16 protein-coding genes are annotated in these 18,309 nt (G+C 66.8%); 11 read left to right on the forward strand and 5 right to left on the reverse strand.

Annotation, left to right across the window (positions count from 1 at the left end):
* Nucleotides 1-27 precede the first annotated feature (27 nt).
* The 6 genes from J3E61_RS09375 (at nucleotide 28) to J3E61_RS09400 (ending at nucleotide 6,706) form a co-directional block, all read left to right on the forward strand.
* Entirely contained in the window at nucleotides 28-2,097 is a 2,070-nt protein-coding gene (locus J3E61_RS09375) for a PhoX family phosphatase (RefSeq protein WP_210083366.1), read from the forward strand.
* Between the two features lie 10 nt (nucleotides 2,098-2,107).
* Entirely contained in the window at nucleotides 2,108-2,896 is a 789-nt protein-coding gene (locus tag J3E61_RS09380) for an LLM class F420-dependent oxidoreductase (RefSeq protein ID WP_192724941.1), read from the forward strand.
* A 62-nt stretch (nucleotides 2,897-2,958) separates the two neighbouring features.
* The gene (locus J3E61_RS09385; RefSeq protein ID WP_210083367.1) at nucleotides 2,959-3,663 is read left to right on the forward strand and encodes a GntR family transcriptional regulator; all 705 of its coding nucleotides are present in this window, start codon (nucleotides 2,959-2,961) and stop codon (nucleotides 3,661-3,663) included.
* 48 nt (nucleotides 3,664-3,711) lie between these two features.
* Nucleotides 3,712-5,478 (forward strand): ABC transporter permease subunit, encoded by a 1,767-nt coding sequence (locus tag J3E61_RS09390; RefSeq protein ID WP_210083368.1) that lies wholly within the window; start codon nucleotides 3,712-3,714, stop codon nucleotides 5,476-5,478.
* 14 nt (nucleotides 5,479-5,492) lie between these two features.
* Nucleotides 5,493-6,206, forward strand: a complete 714-nt coding sequence (locus J3E61_RS09395) for an amino acid ABC transporter ATP-binding protein (protein ID WP_210085492.1) — start codon at nucleotides 5,493-5,495, stop codon at nucleotides 6,204-6,206.
* A 56-nt stretch (nucleotides 6,207-6,262) separates the two neighbouring features.
* Complete coding sequence (locus tag J3E61_RS09400) at nucleotides 6,263-6,706, forward strand: MarR family transcriptional regulator (RefSeq protein WP_192724945.1); 444 nt, start codon at nucleotides 6,263-6,265, stop codon at nucleotides 6,704-6,706.
* Between the two features lie 9 nt (nucleotides 6,707-6,715).
* Here J3E61_RS09400 and J3E61_RS09405 read toward each other — a convergent pair whose 3' ends face one another.
* Both J3E61_RS09405 and J3E61_RS09410 read right to left on the reverse strand, forming a co-directional pair.
* The gene (locus J3E61_RS09405; RefSeq protein ID WP_210083369.1) at nucleotides 6,716-7,531 is read right to left on the reverse strand and encodes a methyltransferase domain-containing protein; all 816 of its coding nucleotides are present in this window, start codon (nucleotides 7,529-7,531) and stop codon (nucleotides 6,716-6,718) included.
* A 111-nt stretch (nucleotides 7,532-7,642) separates the two neighbouring features.
* Nucleotides 7,643-8,983, reverse strand: coding sequence for a glycogen debranching protein (locus J3E61_RS09410; protein WP_192724947.1), 1,341 nt, complete (start codon nucleotides 8,981-8,983; stop codon nucleotides 7,643-7,645).
* Between the two features lie 54 nt (nucleotides 8,984-9,037).
* Here J3E61_RS09410 and J3E61_RS09415 point away from each other — a divergent pair, with 54 nt between their 5' ends.
* The gene (locus J3E61_RS09415) at nucleotides 9,038-9,703 is read left to right on the forward strand and encodes an SDR family oxidoreductase (RefSeq protein WP_210083370.1); all 666 of its coding nucleotides are present in this window, start codon (nucleotides 9,038-9,040) and stop codon (nucleotides 9,701-9,703) included.
* Nucleotides 9,704-9,712: 9 nt separating this feature from the next.
* Here the strand turns inward: J3E61_RS09415 and J3E61_RS09420 are convergent, their stop codons facing one another.
* Together J3E61_RS09420 and J3E61_RS09425 are read right to left on the reverse strand one after the other, a co-directional pair.
* Complete coding sequence (locus J3E61_RS09420) at nucleotides 9,713-11,014, reverse strand: lipase (RefSeq protein WP_210083371.1); 1,302 nt, start codon at nucleotides 11,012-11,014, stop codon at nucleotides 9,713-9,715.
* 104 nt (nucleotides 11,015-11,118) lie between these two features.
* Entirely contained in the window at nucleotides 11,119-13,959 is a 2,841-nt protein-coding gene (locus J3E61_RS09425) for a leucine--tRNA ligase (RefSeq protein ID WP_210083372.1), read from the reverse strand.
* 199 nt (nucleotides 13,960-14,158) lie between these two features.
* Between J3E61_RS09425 and J3E61_RS09430 the strand changes: the two genes are divergently transcribed.
* Both J3E61_RS09430 and J3E61_RS09435 read left to right on the forward strand, forming a co-directional pair.
* Nucleotides 14,159-15,046, forward strand: a complete 888-nt coding sequence (locus J3E61_RS09430) for an LpqN/LpqT family lipoprotein (RefSeq protein WP_192724951.1) — start codon at nucleotides 14,159-14,161, stop codon at nucleotides 15,044-15,046.
* An 82-nt stretch (nucleotides 15,047-15,128) separates the two neighbouring features.
* The gene (locus tag J3E61_RS09435) at nucleotides 15,129-15,482 is read left to right on the forward strand and encodes a hypothetical protein (RefSeq protein ID WP_192724952.1); all 354 of its coding nucleotides are present in this window, start codon (nucleotides 15,129-15,131) and stop codon (nucleotides 15,480-15,482) included.
* 21 nt (nucleotides 15,483-15,503) lie between these two features.
* On the opposite strand, the gene J3E61_RS09440 is transcribed toward J3E61_RS09435, so the two are convergent.
* The gene (locus J3E61_RS09440) at nucleotides 15,504-16,109 is read right to left on the reverse strand and encodes a YqgE/AlgH family protein (RefSeq protein ID WP_192724953.1); all 606 of its coding nucleotides are present in this window, start codon (nucleotides 16,107-16,109) and stop codon (nucleotides 15,504-15,506) included.
* A gap of 119 nt (nucleotides 16,110-16,228) precedes the next feature.
* Here J3E61_RS09440 and J3E61_RS09445 point away from each other — a divergent pair, with 119 nt between their 5' ends.
* Both J3E61_RS09445 and J3E61_RS09450 read left to right on the forward strand, forming a co-directional pair.
* Nucleotides 16,229-17,512 carry an MFS transporter gene (locus J3E61_RS09445; RefSeq protein ID WP_210083373.1) on the forward strand — a complete coding sequence of 428 codons (1,284 nt, stop codon included), beginning with the start codon at nucleotides 16,229-16,231 and terminating at the stop codon, nucleotides 17,510-17,512.
* A gap of 10 nt (nucleotides 17,513-17,522) precedes the next feature.
* Complete coding sequence (locus J3E61_RS09450) at nucleotides 17,523-18,296, forward strand: TIGR03084 family protein (protein ID WP_210083374.1); 774 nt, start codon at nucleotides 17,523-17,525, stop codon at nucleotides 18,294-18,296.
* Nucleotides 18,297-18,309 lie beyond the last annotated feature (13 nt).

The following is an 18,309-nucleotide window of genomic DNA, read 5'->3' on the forward strand; positions in this document are numbered from 1 at the left end:
TTGCCAAACAGTCGTAGGTTCCACGATGTGGCCCTCATTCCGTTGAATCTGCTTGTCGCCCACGGCGGCCGATCGTCGCGCCAGCACGTGACCTGCCGGTACAAGTGCGGCGACGCCTGCTCCAAGCCCGCACCCAACCCCACCGACAACGAATACTTCGGCGACATCGTCAAGGCGCTCTCGCGGCGGTCGATGCTGCGTGCCGGTGGCGTCGCGGTGCTGGCGGTCGGCGCCGGGTCGGCGCTGGCAGCCTGCTCAAGCGGCGAGCAGCCCGTCGCGACGCCCAGCCCATCGCCCACACCAGCGGCACCGCCGCCCGGCATGAACTTCACCGCTGTGGCCCCCAACAAAGAGGACACCGTCGTCATCCCCGAGGGCTATCAGCAATCGGTAGTGATCAGCTGGGGCGACCCGATCCTGGCTGGCGCCCCGAAGTTCGACGTGAAGGCGCAGACCGCCGCCGCGCAGCGCGGCCAGTTCGGCTTCAACAACGACTTCGCCGGGCTGCTGCCCGTCCCCGGCCAGCAGAACCGCTTCCTGTTGGTCACCAATCACGAGTACGTCACCCCGCAGTTCATGTTCCCGGGTTACGACGCCAAAAAGCCCACCCGCGAGCAGTTCGACATCGAGATCGCCGCGCTCGGAATGTCCGTCGTCGAAGTCGAGCGCACCCCGGACGGGCTCAAACCGGTGGCAGGCGCCTACAACCGGCGCATCACCGCCGAAACCCCCTTCACGCTGACGGGCCCCGCGGCGGGCACCGACTTCGTCAAGACGGCCGCAGACCCGACCGGGCGCACTGTGGCTGGCACCTTCGCCAACTGCTCTGGCGGCGTAACCCCTTGGGGCACAGTACTTTCCGGTGAAGAGAACTTCCACAGCTATTTCGGCGCTCCCGATGGCGCGGCCAAGCCGAGCCCAGTGGACGCCGACCGCTTCGACCGCTACGGCGTCGCCCACGAGCCATCAGAACTGCTGTGGGAGACCTTCGACCCGCGCTTCGACGTCGCCAAGACGCCCAACGAAGTCAACCGGTTCGGCTGGGTGGTCGAGATCAACCCGTGGGATCCGAACTCAAAGCCCGTCAAGCACACCGCGCTGGGCCGGCTCAAGCACGAGGCCGCCACCGTCTACGTCACGGGCGACGGCACGGTGGTCGCCTACAGCGGTGACGACGAACGCTTCGACTACATGTACAAGTTCGTCTCTGCCAAGAAGATTCAACCCGGTACCGATCCGGCCGCGATGGCGCACAACCTGACGATCCTCGACGAGGGCACGCTGTACGTCGCGAAGCTCACCAGCGATATCCCCGCCGACGAGATCGACGGCTCCGGCAAGCTGCCGAAAGAAGGCGCTTTCAGCGGCACCGGAACATGGCTTCCGCTGCTGCGCTCCGGACCCAACGGCGAGGGCCAGTCGCTGGTCGAGGGCGTTACCGCGCAGGAGGCGGCGGTCTTCACACGACTGGCGGCCGACAAGGCCGGCGCCACCAAGATGGATCGGCCCGAAGATTTCGAGGCCAACCCCAAGACCGGCAAGGTCTACGTCGCGCTGACCAACAACGACAAGCGCGGCACCCAGGGCAAGGCGCCCGTCGACGCCGCGAACCCGCGCAACGAGAACAAGAACGGACAGATCCTCGAGATCACCGACGACCACGCGGGCACCAGCTTCACCTGGGATCTGCTGCTTGTCTGCGGCGACCCGAAGGCCGCCGACACCTACTTCGCCGGTTTCGACAAGGCGAAGGTCAGCCCCATCTCCTGCCCCGACAACGTCGCGTTCGACAGCCACGGAAACCTGTGGATCTCCACCGACGGCAACGCGCTGAAGTCCAACGACGGGTTGTTCGCGGTCGCGCTCGAAGGCCCCAACCGCGGCGAGACCAAGCAGTTCCTGACCGTGCCGAAGGGCGCTGAGACCTGCGGCCCCGTCGTGACCGACGACCTCGTCACGGTGTGCGTGCAGCATCCCGGCGAAAACGACGACAACAGCCTCGACAACCCGCTGTCGCACTGGCCGGAGGGCGGCGCCGGAACGGCCAGACCGTCGGTGGTCGCGGTCTGGAAGGCCAACGGTCAAATAGGCGTATAGCGTCAAGACAGTGAGCTTCCCCATTCGCATCGGCGTGCAACTGCAGCCGCAACACTCCCCGCAATACAGCCACATCCGCGACGCGGTCCGCCGCTGTGAGGACATCGGCGTCGACGTCGCCTTCAACTGGGATCACTTCTTCCCGCTCTACGGCGATCCCGACGGCCCGCATTACGAATGCTGGACGATGCTCGGCGCGTGGGCCGAGCAGACGTCGCGGCTCGAGATCGGCGCTCTGGTCACCTGCAACTCGTATCGCAACCCCGAGCTGCTGGCCGATATGGCGCGCACCGTCGACAACATCTCCGAGGGGCGCCTGATCCTCGGCATCGGCTCTGGCTGGAAGCAGAAGGATTACGACGAGTACGGCTACGAGTTCGGCACCGCAGGCAGCAGGCTCGACGACCTCGCCGCCGACTTCCCGCGCATCAAGTCGCGGCTGGCCAAGCTCAACCCGGCACCGACCCGCGACATCCCCGTGCTGATCGGCGGGCAGGGCGAGAAAAAGACATTGCGACTGGTCGCCGAGTACGCCGACATCTGGCACGGATTCACCTCGCTGGACACCTACCCCGCGAAGGCGGAGATCCTGGCGCGGCACTGCGCGGACGTCGGCCGCGACCCGGCCAGCATCGAGCGCTCCGCAGGTGTGCAGGGCAAGGGCCTCGATGCGCTGCTGGCCGAGGCCGACGCGTTCGCCGACCTGGGCGTCACGTTGCTGACCGTCGGCGTCAACGGACCCGACTACGACCTGACGCAGGCCGAAGCGCTGTGCCGCTGGCGCGACCGTCGGCAATGAATGGAAACTGAACTGACAGAACGGCTCCCGGCGCGGCGGCTACGTGAGATGCTGACCGCGCCATGCCCAAGAAGTATGGGGTCAAAGAAAAAGACCTCGTGGTTTCGCATGTCGTCAACCTGGTGCTGACTGGCAAACTGCGGTCGGGGGACCGGGTTGATCGCAACGAGATCGCCAATGATCTAGGACTGTCCCGCGTCCCGATACAGGAGGCGGTGGTCCAGCTCGAGCATGACGGCATCCTGTCGACGCAGTACCACCGCGGCGCGTACGTCGAACGATTCGACGAGTCCGTGGTGCGCGAACACCACGAGCTCTATGGACTGCTGAGTGGCCTCGCATCGTCGCGTGCCGCGGTCGACGCGCTGCCGCGCATCCTCGACCAACTGACCGTGTTGACGGAGGCGATGCGCAGCAGCAAAGACTCGCGCACGTTTCAGGAGACGGCATGGCAGTTCCGCAGCGTGATCAACGACGAGTACGCGGGCCCGCGGTTGCAGGCTGCCATCCGCGCGTCGCAGACGTTCATGCCGCGTGGTTTCTGGTTGGCCTACCTCAACAACCACGACGAGATGCTGCCGTTCTTCGAAGCCGAGACGGCCGCCATTGCCCGCCGGGACCCTGATGCTGCCCGCGCCGCGTGCGCTGAACGCTCCGATGCGATGGCCCGGATCATGCTTGGCGAGTTGGTGCGCCGCGGAGTGCTGCGGCCGGCCGGAGCCCCTTGGCCGGCGACATCCAGCTCAGGCGCATCGGTTGTGTTCTAAGTGAGCTGAAGGCGATTCCGTCAGGCGCTCGGCGGCTACCTTGCTCTGATGACCGCCGTGAAGACATTCGTCGTCGCCCTGATCGCGCTGTTGATCGGCAGCATGGGGCTGGCGGCGCCTGCGGGCGCGGTCGACCAGTGCGCCCCGCCGGGAGTCTCGAGTGCCAGCGCCTTGCCCACGAATCTCGCCGCCGCCGCGCAGGGCCCCGGCGCCGACAAGTACACGACCGCGACGGTCCAACCGCTGTCTGCCGTCAACGTCAATGCGCTTGGCCTGAGCGTGCCGGGCACCCTGACCGTCGGCACGCTGTCCGACGCGCCGCCGAGCATCTGCATCAACTCCGCGGGCCAGTTCACGGGCTTCGACAACGAACTGCTGCGCGCGATCGCTGACAAGCTCGGCCTGAAGATCAACTTCGTCGGCACCGAATTCTCCGGTCTGCTCGCACAGGTGGCGGCGCGGCGCTTCGACGTCGGCTCGTCGTCGATCACCACCACCGATGCGCGCCGGAAAACCGTCGGCTTCACCAACGGCTACGACTTCGGCTACTTCTCCTTGGTGGTGCCTTCCGGCTCACCGATCACCGGCTTCGACAAGCTGGCGGCGGGCCAGCGCATCGGCGTCGTGCAGGGCACGGTGCAGGAGGCATACGTCATCGACACGCTGCATCTGCAGCCGGTGAAGTTCCCCGACTACAACACCGTCTACGCCAGCCTCAAGACTCGCCAGATCGACGCGTGGGTGGCGCCGTCGCAGCAGGCTTCTGGCACCGTGCAGGCGGGCGATCCGGCGCAGATCATCGAAAACACCTTCAGCTTGGACAATTTCGTTGCGTGGGCGGTGGCCAAGGAGAACAAACCGTTGATCGACGCGCTGAACTCCGGGCTGGACGCCGTGATCGCCGACGGCACCTGGGCGCGGCTGTACTCCGACTGGGTGCCGCGCGCATTGCCGCCGGGATGGAAGCCCGGATCGAAAGCAGTTCCTGCGCCGCAGTTGCCCGACTTCGCGGCGATCGCGGCGGCCCATCAGCAGCCGGCGTCGAGTGCTGCCGCGCCGAAGTCGACGCTGTCGCAGCTGAAGGATTCGTTCCTCAACTGGGATCTGTACAAGCAGGCGATCCCCGACCTGTTGAAGACCGGGCTGCCGAACACGTTGATACTGACCGTTTCTGCCGCGGTGATCGGTCTGGTGCTGGGCATGGCGTTGGCGGTCGCGGGCATCTCGCGGGCGCGGTGGCTGCGATGGCCTGCGCGCGTGTACACCGACATCTTCCGTGGGCTGCCCGAAGTGGTGATCATCCTGCTGATCGGGCTCGGCGTCGGGCCGGTGGTCGGCGGGCTGACCGGTAACAACCCGTATCCACTCGGGATCGCGGCGCTGGGGTTGATGGCGGCCGCCTATGTCGGCGAGATCTTCCGGTCCGGCATCCAGAGCGTGGAGCCGGGACAGCTGGAGGCGTCGCGCGCACTGGGCTTCAGTTATCCGTCGTCGATGCGGCTGGTGGTGGTGCCGCAGGGCGTGCGGAGGGTGTTGCCCGCGTTGATGAATCAGTTCATCTCGCTGTTGAAGGCTTCGTCGCTGGTGTACTTCCTCGGGCTGGTGGCCAACCAGCGGGAGCTGTTTCAGGTCGGCCGAGATCTCAACGCGCAGACCGGAAATCTGTCGCCGTTGGTTGCGGCAGGGCTGTTCTATCTGTTGTTGACGGTTCCGCTGACGCATCTGGTGAACTTCATCGACACCCGATTACGTCGTGGTCGCGAGCCAGGCCGAGAAGACCCGCTCGAGCTGTCCACGTCGCAGGAGATGATCTGATGGCCGCGGTTTCCTTGGGCGCTAAGGATATTCACTTGGCATTCGGCCCGAACGCGGTGCTGCGCGGGGTTGATCTGGACGTGCCCGCGGGGACGACGACCGCGGTGATCGGGCCGTCGGGGTCGGGCAAGTCGACGCTGCTGCGAACGCTGAACCGGCTGTACGAACCCGACAAGGGCGACATCCTGCTCGATGGGCGCTCAGTGCTGGCCGACAACCCTGATCAGTTGCGGCAGCGGATCGGCATGGTGTTTCAGCACTTCAACCTGTTTCCGCACCGCAGTGTGCTGGACAACGTGACGCTGGCGCCGCGAAAGCTCAAGCGGCTCAGCGCCTCGGAGGCGCGGGAGCTTGGGCTCGCGCAATTGGAGCGCGTGGGGCTGCGGCAGAAAGCCGACGTGCGGCCGGGCACGCTGTCGGGCGGGCAGCAGCAGCGGGTGGCGATTGCGAGGGCGCTGGCGATGTCGCCCGAAGTGATGTTCTTCGACGAGGCGACTTCGGCGCTGGACCCCGAGTTGGTCAAGGGCATCCTGTCGTTGATCGCCGAACTCGGCGCTGACGGGATGACGATGGTGGTCGTCACGCACGAGATGGGCTTCGCCCGGTCGACGTCGGATGCGGTGGTGTTCATGGACCACGGTCAGGTGGTCGAGTCGGGTCCGCCGGAGCAAATTTTCGACGCGGCGGAGACGGATCGCCTGCGCCGATTCTTGTCGCAAGTTTTGTGAGGTTAATTGACGCGCATTCCCATGTGGCAGGCAACGACAGGTTAGACTGGCGAATTATGGTGGAGACGGATTCGCAGGTCGGCGAGCTCGCCGGCGAGCTGCAACGCGTGCTCTCCAAGGTGTTTTCGGTGCTTCGCCGGGGGGATACGAATCGCAACGAAGCCGGCGACCTGACGCTGGCTCAGCTGTCGATTCTGCTGACGTTGCTCGACCAGGGGCCGATCCGAATGACGGAGCTGGCCGCACACGAGCGGGTCCGTACCCCCACGACGACGGTGGCGATTCGCCGGCTGGAGAAGCTGGGTCTTGTCAAGCGTTCGCGCGACCCTTCGGATTTGCGAGCCGTGCTCGTCGACATCACCCCGAAGGGGCTGTCTCAGCATCGCGAAGCGCTTGCCGCGCGGCGGGCCCATCTCGCCGCACTTCTGGCAAAACTGTCGCCGGAGGATCTCGAGACGCTGACCAAGGCGCTCGTTCCGTTGGAGCGGTTGGCCGAATAGTTCCGCGGGTCAGCCGGGTTTGCGACCCCAGACCTGGATGTACGGGCCGAAGAACACGGCCGTCCCTGGGTCGTCGAGATGTGTTGTGACTGCTGCCTTCAACTCGTCGACCTCGGCTTCGGTGGCCAGATCCATCGCCACGATTCGATCCTTGAAGTTGCCGACGAAATCGACGACGAGGCTTCGGCGGGGATCACCTGACGGATGGTGATGCATGATCGGGTGCACCCGGACATCGACCAGCCCGCTCTCGCGAAGCATGCGGGGCAGGCGCCTGCCGAGGTAATAGTCGTTCCCGTTCTTCGCCGAGACGGTGAGGTACAGGTCCCACAGCGTGCTCCACGCCTGCGACGGCGGGTCGCACATGACGCCGACAAAGTCGATCTCGTGAAACGCCACCACACCGCCCGGTCGCGTCAACGCAACCGCGGTTTCGATCACCTGCTCCGGCTCAGGAATATTGACCAGGACCAACCGCGAAGTGACCACGTCGAATGACCCTTCGACCAGGCCGACAGCGCGCGCATCGCCTGCGTGGACTTCGACGTTCTGCAGGCCCTGTGTGCTCAGGAAGTCTCGGGCCCATTCGACGGCGGTGGGGCTGAGCTCGACGCCGACGACGCGGCCCGTCGGGCCGACCCGCGAACTGAGCAGATCGAGACAGCCGCGCGGCCCGCAGCCGATCTCCAAAACCCTTGCGCCCTCGGTAATCCCGATCTGGTCGAAGAGCCAGGCCGACTCCGCGCCAAGCTCCTCGGCTTGACGTTGCAATCGCTGCTGTTCGGGCTCGCGATAGCCCAGTGCATAATTCTCGGCTGCTGTCATGGCCCCTCCCCTGGCTCGGACAGTGCGTGCTTGGCAGTATGCGCGCCCGCGGCTCGGCGCGGATGCCAAACTGCGGCAGTAGTTCTCGGACTATTCCGATCGCAACGACAGCTAGCCGAGCCAGTCGAGGACGGCGGCGGCGGTCCACGACTGTTGCATGCTGCCAAGCGGCTCGCCGGTGAAGGGCTCGTAGTACTCGGCGAAAGTTCCGTCGCTGGCCTGCCGCAGGCCTTCCCGCTTGAGCATCAGCGCGCGTTCGGACCAGCCGCGGCGGGCGAAGCACCAGGAGAACAGCCACGTCATCACCGGCCATACGGGCCCGCGCCAATATTCACGCTGGCGGAAGTCTCGCGACACCGGTGACGTCGACGGAATCAACGCGTACCGCAGATCGGGGTGCCCGCAGAACCGTGGCCCTTCGAGGAGTCGCAGCAGCGCGCGTTCCTTGTCGTGCGGCAATCCGCCGCACAGCAGCGGAGCGAACTGCGCAACGGTTTCCGTGGCCACCCAACGGTCGGCGCGCACGTCGAAATCCCTTGCGGCGCCGGTTCTTTCGTCGGTGGTTTCGACCACCCCGCTGCGGAACCGCTCGGCCCACGCGTACAGATCCTTGACGTCGGCGTGCGGCCGCTTGTAGTCCTCGCCGATCTCGGCGAGGACTTGGCACGCGACGGACAGGATCGCCGACACGAACACGTCTTCGACGGCGAAGCTCATCACTTTCGGCAGCAACTCGTCGTCGTAGCGCGCCGACTTCATCTCCTCCAGCAGCCACAGGTAGCGGTCGTACTCGAGGTCGCTCGGCCGCTGGCTGGCGTCGGTGACGATCGTGTTGTCCTCGCGCTGGTACTCCGGGACACTGCCGGGAATCACGTTGGCGTAGGCGCTGTCCCAGCGCGGCGAGTTGTCCATGCCGGACTCCCAGCCGTGATACAGCGTGACGCGGCCGCGAGCTTTCGGGTCGCGGGCCTCGGCCAGCCAACGGTGCCAACGGACGAGGTCGGCCCACCGGCGATCCAGGAACGCCTCGGCGACGGCGCGGGTGGACCGGCCACGAGAGCGCGCCTGGTCGAGAATCCGTTGCACGGCGATCGCATGCACGGGCGGCTGGGTGATGCCAGAAGTGTGGCGGGTCCGCGGCGCGTTGGCCGCAAGCGCGCTCGTGGCCCAGCGGGCGGGCCCCGGGAAGTAGCCGTCGACGCCGTTGGCGAAGACGATGTGCGGGATCATCCCGTTCGTCCATTGCGCAGAGAGCAGGGTGTCCAGTTCGACGACGGCGCGCTCGACGCTCAGCGGCGCCAGCCCGATGGCCACGAATGCGGCGTCCCAGCTCCACATGTGCGGGTACAGCAACGGCGCCGCGGTGGTCATCACGCCCAGGTCATTGCCGCGCAGCAGGTATGCGGCGCGGGCTGCGAGCTGGGTCGGAGCGAAGCTGTGGTCGGGTGGCATTGGTCTAATAATGCGACGCGTTTGCCCGAATCGCAGATCGGTAGGGTTTCCGACATGCCGACCGCGATGATCACGGGGGCTTCCGGCGGGCTTGGCGCTGCCCTCGCCGAGGTGCTTGCCCCGACGCACACCCTGTTTCTGGCCGGCCGTCCGTCGGCACGCCTCGACCAGGTGGCCACCCGCTTCGGCGCGACCACCTGGCCCGTCGACCTGGCTGACACCGACGAGATTCCTGCGGCCGTCGAGCCGATCGACGAACTGGACGTGCTGATCCACAATGCCGGGGTGGCGTTCCCGGGCCGGGTCGCCGAGTCGGATGTCTACGATTGGCGAATGACCATGGAGGTCAACGTCATTGGTGCGGTGGCGTTGACGTTGGCGCTACTGCCCGCGTTGCGTGCGGCCAACGGTCACGTGGTGTTCATCAACTCCGGAGCGGGGATCAGCGCATCTCCGGGATTGGCGTCGTATACGGCTTCCAAGTTCGCACTGCGCGGGTTCGCCGACTCGCTGCGCAACGACGAGCCGTCGCTGCGGGTGACGTCGGTGCACCCCGGACGGATCGCGACCGCGATGCAGGAAGGCTTGATCGCTTACGAAGGCAAGGACTACGACCCGTCGCAATTCCTGAGTCCAGAGACGGTGGCGAAGATCGTGGCAGACGCGGTGAACGCCCCGTCCGACGCTCGCATCAACGAGGTCGTCGTTCGTCCGAGGTGAATCGTTGTGTCAGGCCGCGTCGGCTTTCGACAGCGGCCGTCTGCCCACCGCTTGCCCCAGAATCACTTTCGTCGTGATCGCGGCGAGCTTGAGCATGCCGAGGTGGGTTGACGGATTGAACAACGTAGGCCATTTGGTGCGTGTCCTGTGCGCGTCGAGCGGACGGTCGGTGAAACGGTCGCGCAGCCACCGCAGTGTCATCGGCGCGGACAACGGATGCAACAGCAAGTGTTCGCAGAACCGGTCGCGGTGGTAGGTGACCGCCGCGCCTCCGTCGTCGTAGGTGCGCACGAGTGCATCGATGTCGTCGACGCTGATGATGCCGTCGTGGACGGCCTGGACGATCAGCACGGGCACGTCCGGCATCGACTTGCCGAGCTTGGTTTCCTCGAAGATGTGGCGGACCTGCGGTAGGTCCCACAACTCGTCGGCGGACATGTCGACGTAGGACCCGATGTCGATGTGACGAAACCGCCACACCGCCTGCAACGTCGTCATCGTGTGCAACGCGTCGAGCAGCGCTTTGCCTTCGGTGGTCGCGTGCTCGTCGACGACCTGCTGCGCGCCGGGGAAGACGTGCGTCAGCGCGGTGATCATCAAGGCGGCGAGGCCGGCGAAAAAGCTGCCGTTGAGGCGCCGCGCCACACTGCCAGGATCTCCGACGGGTGAACCTAGTACCGCGCCGACCACGTTGAGTTCGGGCGCGTAACTGCTGCGTAGCTCGGCCGCCCACGCTGAGGCCAGCCCACCGCCGGAGTATCCCCACAGGCCTACCGGCGCGGAGGGCTGCAGGCCCAGCTGTTCGCAGTGCAGCGCGGCGCGCACCCCATCGAGGATTCGGTAACCCGGTTCACGCGGCGAACCCCACATGCCGTGGCAGCCTTCATGATCGGGCACCGAGACCGCCCAGCCTTCGGCCAGCGCCGCCGCCACCAACAGATATTCGGCTTGGGTGAATGCCCCGACCGGGCCGGTCCCTAGACGCATCGCGTGCGACGGGAAACAACGGGACGTCACCGCGTCGATGGCGCACTGATAGGACAGCAGTGGGCAGGGTCGGGCGGGGTCCGGTTGCGCCGGCAGCAACACCGTGGTTACGGCCACCTCCGCGTCGCCATGCAAGTTGGTGGTTCGGTACAGCAATTGGGTGGCGGCGACCCGCTGCGGGATCACGCCGAGGAAGCCGATCGTCACATCGCGCGAGCGCAGAACCGTGCCGGGCTCAGCCTGCGCGTAGCCCGGCGGCGGCTCGTAGAAGGGATCGTCGTCGGGGGTGGTCGCGTCCTCGATGACGCCGGCATCACTGCTCACGCCTCAATCGATACCCGCGGTACCGCATTCTCAACCTTCGGCTGGGCGTGATTCGTGTGCGTTTGGGAGCGGTGAGCGCTCCTCAACGCACACAAATCGCGTGACTAGACGACGATGTTGACCAGGCGGCCTGCGACCACGATCACCTTCTTCGGTGTCGCGCCGTTGATGAACGCCTGCACTTTCTCGTCGGCCAGCGCCGCGGTCTCCAGCGTGTCGGCGTCGGCATCGGCGGGCACCGTCACGTGGCCGCGGACCTTGCCGTTGACCTGCACCGGGTACTCGACGGTGTCCTCGACCAGGTACTGCGGGTCGGCCATGGGGAACGGGCCATGCGCCAGCGCCTTCTCGTGGCCAAGCCGCTGCCACAATTCCTCGGCCAAGTGCGGGGCCAGCGGCGCGACCATCAGCACCAGCGGCTCCAGCGCAGCCCGCGATCGCACCTCGTTCTTGGTCAGGTAGTTGGTGTACTCGATCAGCTTGGCCGCCGCGGTGTTGTTGCGCAGCGCCGCGTAGTCCTCGGACACCCCGGCGATCGTGCGGTGCAGTTGGCGCTGCGTCTCGTCGTCCAGCGCCTCGTGTTCGGCGGCCCGTTCGACGCCGGTCTGCTCGTCGACGACCAGCCGCCACACCCGCTGCAGGAACCGGTGCGCGCCGACGACGTCCTTGGTGGCCCACGGCCGCGATGCCTCCAGCGGACCCATCGACATCTCGTAGACGCGCAGCGTGTCGGCGCCGTAGTTGTCGCAGATCTCGTCGGGTGACACCGAGTTCTTCAAGCTCTTGCCGATCTTGCCGAACTCCTGGTTGACCTCGATCTCGCCGTCGGGCCCTGTCCAGTAGAACTTGCCGTCGCGCTCGGTGACTTCGGCAGCGGGCACATATGCGCCGCGAGCATCGGTGTAGGCGAACGCCTGGATGTAGCCCTGGTTCACCAACCGTCGGAACGGCTCCTTGCTGCTGATGTGCCCGAGATCGTAGAGCACCTTGTGCCAGAACCGCGCATACAGCAGATGCAGCACGGCATGCTCGACACCACCGACGTACAGGTCCACGCCGCCAGGGTCCTTGGCGCCGTGCTCAGCGGGCCGCGGCCCCATCCAGTACGCCTCGTTCTCCTTGGCGCACAAGGCTTCTGAGTTGTGGGGATCGGTGTAGCGCAACTCGTACCACGAACTGGCCGCCCACTGCGGCATGACGTTGGTGTCGCGGGTGTAGGGCTTCAGCCCGTCGCCGAGGTCGAGTTCGACGTTGACCCAGTCGGTCGCCTTGCCCAGCGGCGGTGACGGTTCGCTGTCCGCATCGTCGGGGTCGAACTGCACCGGGGCGTAGTCGGGGATATCGGGCAACTCGACGGGCAGCGCCGACTCCGGCAGCGGGTGCGCGCGGCCGTCGGCGTCGTACACGATGGGGAACGGCTCGCCCCAGTACCTCTGGCGCGCAAACAGCCAGTCACGCAGCTTGTACTCGACGCGCGCGCGGCCCCGGCCCTCGGCCTCGAGCCGTTTGGTGATCGCCTCTTTCGCCGACGCGACACTCAGTCCGTTGAGAAAGTCGGAGTTGACGACTTCACCGTCGCCGCTATACGCGCCTTGTGAAATGTCGCCGCCTGCAACGGTTTCCACGATCGGCAAGCCGAACTCGTGAGCGAAGTCCCAGTCCCGCTGATCGCCGCCGGGCACCGCCATGATCGCGCCGGTGCCATAGCCAAGCAGCACATAGTCGGCGATGAAGATCGGGATCCGTTGACCGTTGACCGGATTGGTGGCGTAGGCGCCGATGAAGACGCCGGTTTTGTCCTTGTTCTCCTGACGCTCCAGATCCGACTTGGCCGCGATGGTCGCGCGGTAGTTGGCGACGGCTTCGGCAGGTGTCGGCGCGCCGAACGTCCACCGCTCGTCGACACCGGTCGGCCATTGGGCCGCGGTCAGCCTGTCCACCAGATCGTGCTCGGGCGCCAGCACCATGTATGTCGCGCCGAACAGCGTGTCGGGGCGCGTCGTGAACACTTCGAGGTCACCCGCATCCGTGCCGAACAGCACCGAAGCGCCGGTGGACCGGCCGATCCAGTTGCGCTGCATGGCCTTGACCTTCTCGGGCCAATCCAGCAGGTCGAGATCGTCCAGTAGCCGGTCGGAATAGGCGGTGATGCGCATCATCCACTGCCGCAGCCGTTTCCGGAACACCGGGAAGTTGCCGCGTTCACTGCGCCCGTCGGAGGTGACCTCTTCGTTGGCCAGCACCGTGCCCAGCCCCGGGCACCAGTTGACCATCGAGTCCGCCCGATACACCAGCCGATAGGAGTCGATCACGTCGGCGCGCTCATCGGCAGACAACTCCGCCCAGGATCGACCGTCGTCCAAAGTACGTGCGCCGGAATCGAATTCGGCAATCAGCTCCGCGATGGGCCTGGCCTTGTTGGCGGCAGGGTCGAACCAGGCGTTGAAGATCTGCAGAAAGATCCACTGCGTCCACTTGTAGTAGTCGACGTCAGTGGTGGAGAAGCTGCGGCGGGAGTCGTGTCCGAAGCCCAGCCTGCCCAGCTGGCGGCGGAAGTTGACGATGTTCGCCTCGGTGCGGATGCGCGGGTGCGTACCGGTCTGGATCGCGTACTGCTCAGCGGGTAGACCGAACGAATCGAAGCCCAACGCGTGCAACACGTTGCGCCCGGTCATCCGGTAATAGCGGGCGTAGACGTCTGTTGCGATGTAGCCGAGCGGATGCCCGACGTGCAGTCCCTCGCCCGACGGATACGGGAACATGTCCTGCACGAACATCTTGTCCGCGGGCAGCGGCGTGCCGTCCGTCGGCGCCAAGGAGCCCACCGGGTTGGGCACTTCGAATGTCCCGAGCAGGTGCCACCTTTCTTGCCAGGCGTGTTCGATCCGCCCGGCCAGCTCCGCGGTGTAGCGGTGCTGCGGGGTGTCGACCTCGGGCTCTGTCACGTGAACAGGGTATAAGCACGCGCCAGGGCACTTCGTCGGCCACGGGTTGGTCTCGGTTCCGTTGCGGAGCGGTCAGAGGTTGGTCCCAGCTCGGTCCCGGCCCTAGTGGCTAACGCTCGACGCGGGATACGGTCGGCGCCTGACCTGGGATGTGAGGAGTCCCGATCAGCCCACCGAAGACCAGGAAGGACCGCCGTCGATGAACGAGATCGCCCGCCGCTGGCGGCTTCTGGCAGGTGGCGCGGCAGCCGGTGTGGCCGCCGTCGTCGGCTTCGCCGGGACCACCGCCTCAGCTGAGCCGGTGCTCCCGCAACCGCCGCTGCCGATGCCCGCAACCGTCACGCAAACGGTGACCGTGGCGCCCAACGCAGCGGCTCCGCAGATGCTCGGGCAACCTGCTGTGGCGCCCGCCACTGTGGCCCCGGGTGGTATCTCGATTCCCGCCGTGCCCGTTCCGCCGCCCGTGACGATCACCCCGGCCGCCTCCGGCACGCTTGCCGACTTCTTCAAGGCGAAGGGCGTCAAGCTCGAACCGCAGAACAGCCGCGACTTCAAGGCCCTCAACATCGTGCTACCGATGCCGAAGGGCTGGTCGCAGGTGCCGGACCCCAACGTTCCCGATGCGTTCGCCGTCATCGCCGACCGGGTCGGCGGCAACGGGCTGTACTCGACCAACGCGCAGGTCAAGGTCTACAAGCTGATCGGCGACTTCGACCCGAAGGAGGCCATCAGCCACGGCTTCGTCGAAAGCCAGTTGCTGCCCGCCTGGCGGGCCACCGACGGGTCGCTCGCCGACTTCGGCGGCTGGCCGTCGTCGATGATCGAGGGCACCTACCGCGAGAACTCGATGACGCTGAACACCTCGCGACGCAACGTCATCGTCACCGCGGGCCCCGACAAGTACCTGGTGTCGCTCGCCGTCACCACCAGCGTCGACCAAGTGGTCGCCGCGGCCGATGCCACCGACGCGATCGTCAACGGTTTCCAGGTGAGCCTTCCCGGGCCACCGACCCCAGCGCCGCAAGCCGCGGCGCCGGGCTTGCCCCAGCTGCCGGCGTTGCCGCAGTTGTCGAGGCAAACGGGATAGTCGTCGTCCCCCGGGCGAAGCCTGGCGCCCGGGGGACGACCTCATTCGGCAGAGTGCGCATCAGGCTCGTATTGTGTGGCGCATGCTGATCGCCGCGGTGCTGTGTCTGTGCGCCGCTTTCGCGACAGCCGGTCTGGGCATATGGCTTCTGAGCCGGCCGAAATCCGGCGACTTCACGTTGCAGATCCTGCGCGGCGTCGCGCCCATCCAACTCGCAGCGGCGGTGATGCTCGCCGCGGGCGGGGCGGTCGCATTGTCGGCGAAGCCCCAGACCGGGCTCGTGGTCGTCATCGTGTGCGTGATCGGAGCCATCAGCACCGTCGCGGCCGGCTGCTGGCAGAGCGCCAAGGTCGTCGCGCGCGCAGAGGCCGGGCAGGCCGCGGCAGCATGCGGCGGAGCCTGCGCGACCTGCACACTGTCCTGCAACACGGCCTGATTCGTTGCCGCCGACGGCCTTTCAGTTACGGCTGATGTCGATCGGGTGGCTGGCGAGCAGCGACAGCGGCATCGGCTGACGGCGCAACACCCGCGACCACAGGTCCACCCGCGGCTCGACCAGCACGTCAGAGGGCAACGCGGACAACACAATCCAGTCGTCACGCTCGATCTCGCCTTCGAGCTGACCAATGGTCCAGCCCGAGTAACCCGCGAAGATCCGCACGCCCTCCACCATCGGAGCGACGGTGTCCGGATCGGCGTCCAGGTCGACCATCACCATCCGGCCCTGCACATGTCGCAGGCCAGGCACCCCGTTGGCCTCGAGACCGACCCGCAGCGTGGCCAGGCACAGCGCGGCGTCGCGCTTGACGGGTCCGCCGATGAACATCGTCTTGGGCTTGGTGGCCAGCTTGGCCCACTGCGGCAACACGTTGTAGACCGCGGTCTCACTCGGCCGGTTCAGCACCACACCCAGCGTGCCGCCGTCGTTGTGCTCGACGATGTAGATGACGCTGCGCCGGAACGTCGGCTCCAGCAGATCGGTATTGGCGAGCAGCAATGTTCCGGCACGCACGCGGTGCGCCGCAGGAGCGACGAAATCCTCAGGGTCCTCTGAGTGCGCCACCTCACCATCATTGCACCGGCAACGGGTCGTGGTGGCGAACAACCACGGCCCGCCGGGATATTTGTACTGTGGGTCGGGTTGCCGATCTGCAGTACCGCTCAACCAGGACGTGATTCTCAGTGGCCGACACACGCGCGCCGATCGCCTTGTGGCGTTCGGTCCGTGCGCTGCCCGAATTCTGGCGACTGCTCGAGTTGCGGACGGTCAGCCAGTTCGGCGACGGGTTGTTCCAGGCCGGTCTCGCGGGGGCCATCCTGTTCAACCCCGAGCGGGCCGCCACCCCGTGGGCGATCGCGGGTGCGTTCGCCGTGCTGTTCCTGCCGTACTCGCTGCTCGGCCCGTTCGCCGGGGCGCTGCTCGACCGTTGGGATCGTCGACTGGTGCTCATCGGGGCAAACCTCGGCAGGCTGGTGCTGGTCCTCGCTGTCGCCGCGCTGCTGGTCGCGGGAACGGGCGACATACCGATTCTGTGCGGCGCCCTGATCGTCAACGGGTTCACCCGGTTCGTGTCCTCTGGTCTGTCGGCGGCGCTGCCGGATGTGGTCCCTGCCGAGAACGTCGTCACGATGAATGCGGTGGCCGTGGCCACCGGCGCCGCGGCCGCATTCGTCGGCGCGAACTTCATGCTGTTGCCGCGCTGGCTGTTCGGCTCCGACGACACCGGGGCCGCCGCAATCATTTTCATCGTCGCCCTACCCGTCGCGCTCGCACTGCTGCTGTCGGTGCGCTTTCATCCCGACGTCCTGGGGCCGCACGAGAGTAGGCGAGCGATTCACGGCTCGGTCGCCTACGCGGTAGCCACCGGGTGGGTGCACGGCGCGCGTACCGTGCTGGCCGTACCGACCGTCGCGGCCACACTGGCGGGACTGTCCGCCCATCGGATGGTGCTCGGCATCAACACGTTGCTGGTGTTGGTGACCGTGCGGCACACCGACACTCAGGCCGTCGCGGGGCTCGGCAGCACAGTGCTGTTCGTCGCAGCAACCGGGCTGGGTTCGTTCCTGTCCACGGCACTGACGCCGACCCTTGTCCGTCGGTTCGGCCGGTACGCGGCCCCCAATGGTGCACTTGCCTTCGCGGCGGTGGTGCAGCTGTGCGGCTCGGGCCTACAGCTGCCTCTGATGGTGGCGTGCGGGTTTCTGCTCGGCGCGGCCGGACAAGTGGTGAAGCTGTGCGCGGACACCGCGATGCAGATCGACGTCGACGACGCCCTGCGCGGGCACGTGTTCACCGTGCAGGACGCCCTGTTCTGGATGTCGTTCATCATCGCGACCACCGCGGCGGCGGCGGTGATGCCGCCCGACGGTCATGAACCTGGGCTGGCGCTCGCCGGCGTCGGCGTGTATCTCGCCGGGCTGGCGGTCCACGCCAGCGTCGGCCGTCGCGCTTCGGCTCAGGGCTAAGGTGACCGACATGTCGACAGCGGGGCCGATCGTGGCTGATCTCCGTGCCGAAAGCGACGACCTGGACGCAATTGTCGCCGGCCTACCCGCCGAGCGATGGGCCGAGACGACGCCCGCGCCGGGCTGGACGATCGCCCATCAGATCGCACACCTGCTGTGGACCGACCGGGTCGCGTTGACCTCGGTGACCGACGAGGCCGGGTTCGCGGAGGTGCTGGCGGAGGCGGCCAAGGATCCGACCGGATTCGTCGACGCAGGCGCCGAAGAGCTCGCCGCGCTCCCACCTGACGAGCTGTTGGCGGACTGGCGTCAGACCAGGACACGGCTGCACGACGAACTGCTGACCGTCGTCGACGGCCGCAAGCTGCCGTGGTTCGGTCCGCCGATGAGCGCCGCGTCGATGGCCACCGCCCGTTTGATGGAGACGTGGGCGCACGGGCTCGACGTTGCCGACACGCTGGGGGTGAAGCGGCCCGCGACGGCGCGGCTGCGGTCGATCGCACACATCGGCGTGCGCACGCGCAACTTCGCGTTTTCGATCAACGGGCTGACGCCTCCAGCCGACCCGTTCCGGGTGGAACTGCGCGCGCCGGACAGCTCGGTGTGGGACTGGGGCCCCGAGGACGCAGCTCAGCGCGTCACCGGGTCGGCGGAGGACTTCTGCATGCTGGTCACGCAGCGCAGGCCGCGGGCGGACCTGGACGTGACCGCCGTCGGCGCCGACGCCGAAAAGTGGCTGACCATCGCGCAGGCATTCGCGGGCCCGCCGGGCCCGGGCCGTTAGGGAATTCAGGCGA

The sequence above is a fragment of the Mycobacterium sp. OAE908 genome (assembly GCF_017872775.1).
In the GTDB taxonomy this organism is placed as follows: Bacteria; Actinomycetota; Actinomycetes; order Mycobacteriales; family Mycobacteriaceae; genus Mycobacterium.

Excerpts from the sequence above, each read along its gene's own strand:
- J3E61_RS09385 (WP_210083367.1), top strand. The coding sequence starts at position 2,959 with ATGCCCAAGAAGTATGGGGTCAAAGAAAAAGACCTCGTGGTTTCGCAT.
- J3E61_RS09390 (WP_210083368.1), top strand. The coding sequence starts at position 3,712 with ATGACCGCCGTGAAGACATTCGTCGTCGCCCTGATCGCGCTGTTGATC.
- J3E61_RS09400 (WP_192724945.1), top strand. The coding sequence starts at position 6,263 with ATGGTGGAGACGGATTCGCAGGTCGGCGAGCTCGCCGGCGAGCTGCAA.
- J3E61_RS09405 (WP_210083369.1), bottom strand. The coding sequence starts at position 7,531 with ATGACAGCAGCCGAGAATTATGCACTGGGCTATCGCGAGCCCGAACAG.
- J3E61_RS09410 (WP_192724947.1), bottom strand. The coding sequence starts at position 8,983 with ATGCCACCCGACCACAGCTTCGCTCCGACCCAGCTCGCAGCCCGCGCC.
- J3E61_RS09415 (WP_210083370.1), top strand. The coding sequence starts at position 9,038 with ATGCCGACCGCGATGATCACGGGGGCTTCCGGCGGGCTTGGCGCTGCC.
- J3E61_RS09430 (WP_192724951.1), top strand. The coding sequence starts at position 14,159 with ATGAACGAGATCGCCCGCCGCTGGCGGCTTCTGGCAGGTGGCGCGGCA.
- J3E61_RS09435 (WP_192724952.1), top strand. The coding sequence starts at position 15,129 with ATGCTGATCGCCGCGGTGCTGTGTCTGTGCGCCGCTTTCGCGACAGCC.
- J3E61_RS09450 (WP_210083374.1), top strand. The coding sequence starts at position 17,523 with ATGTCGACAGCGGGGCCGATCGTGGCTGATCTCCGTGCCGAAAGCGAC.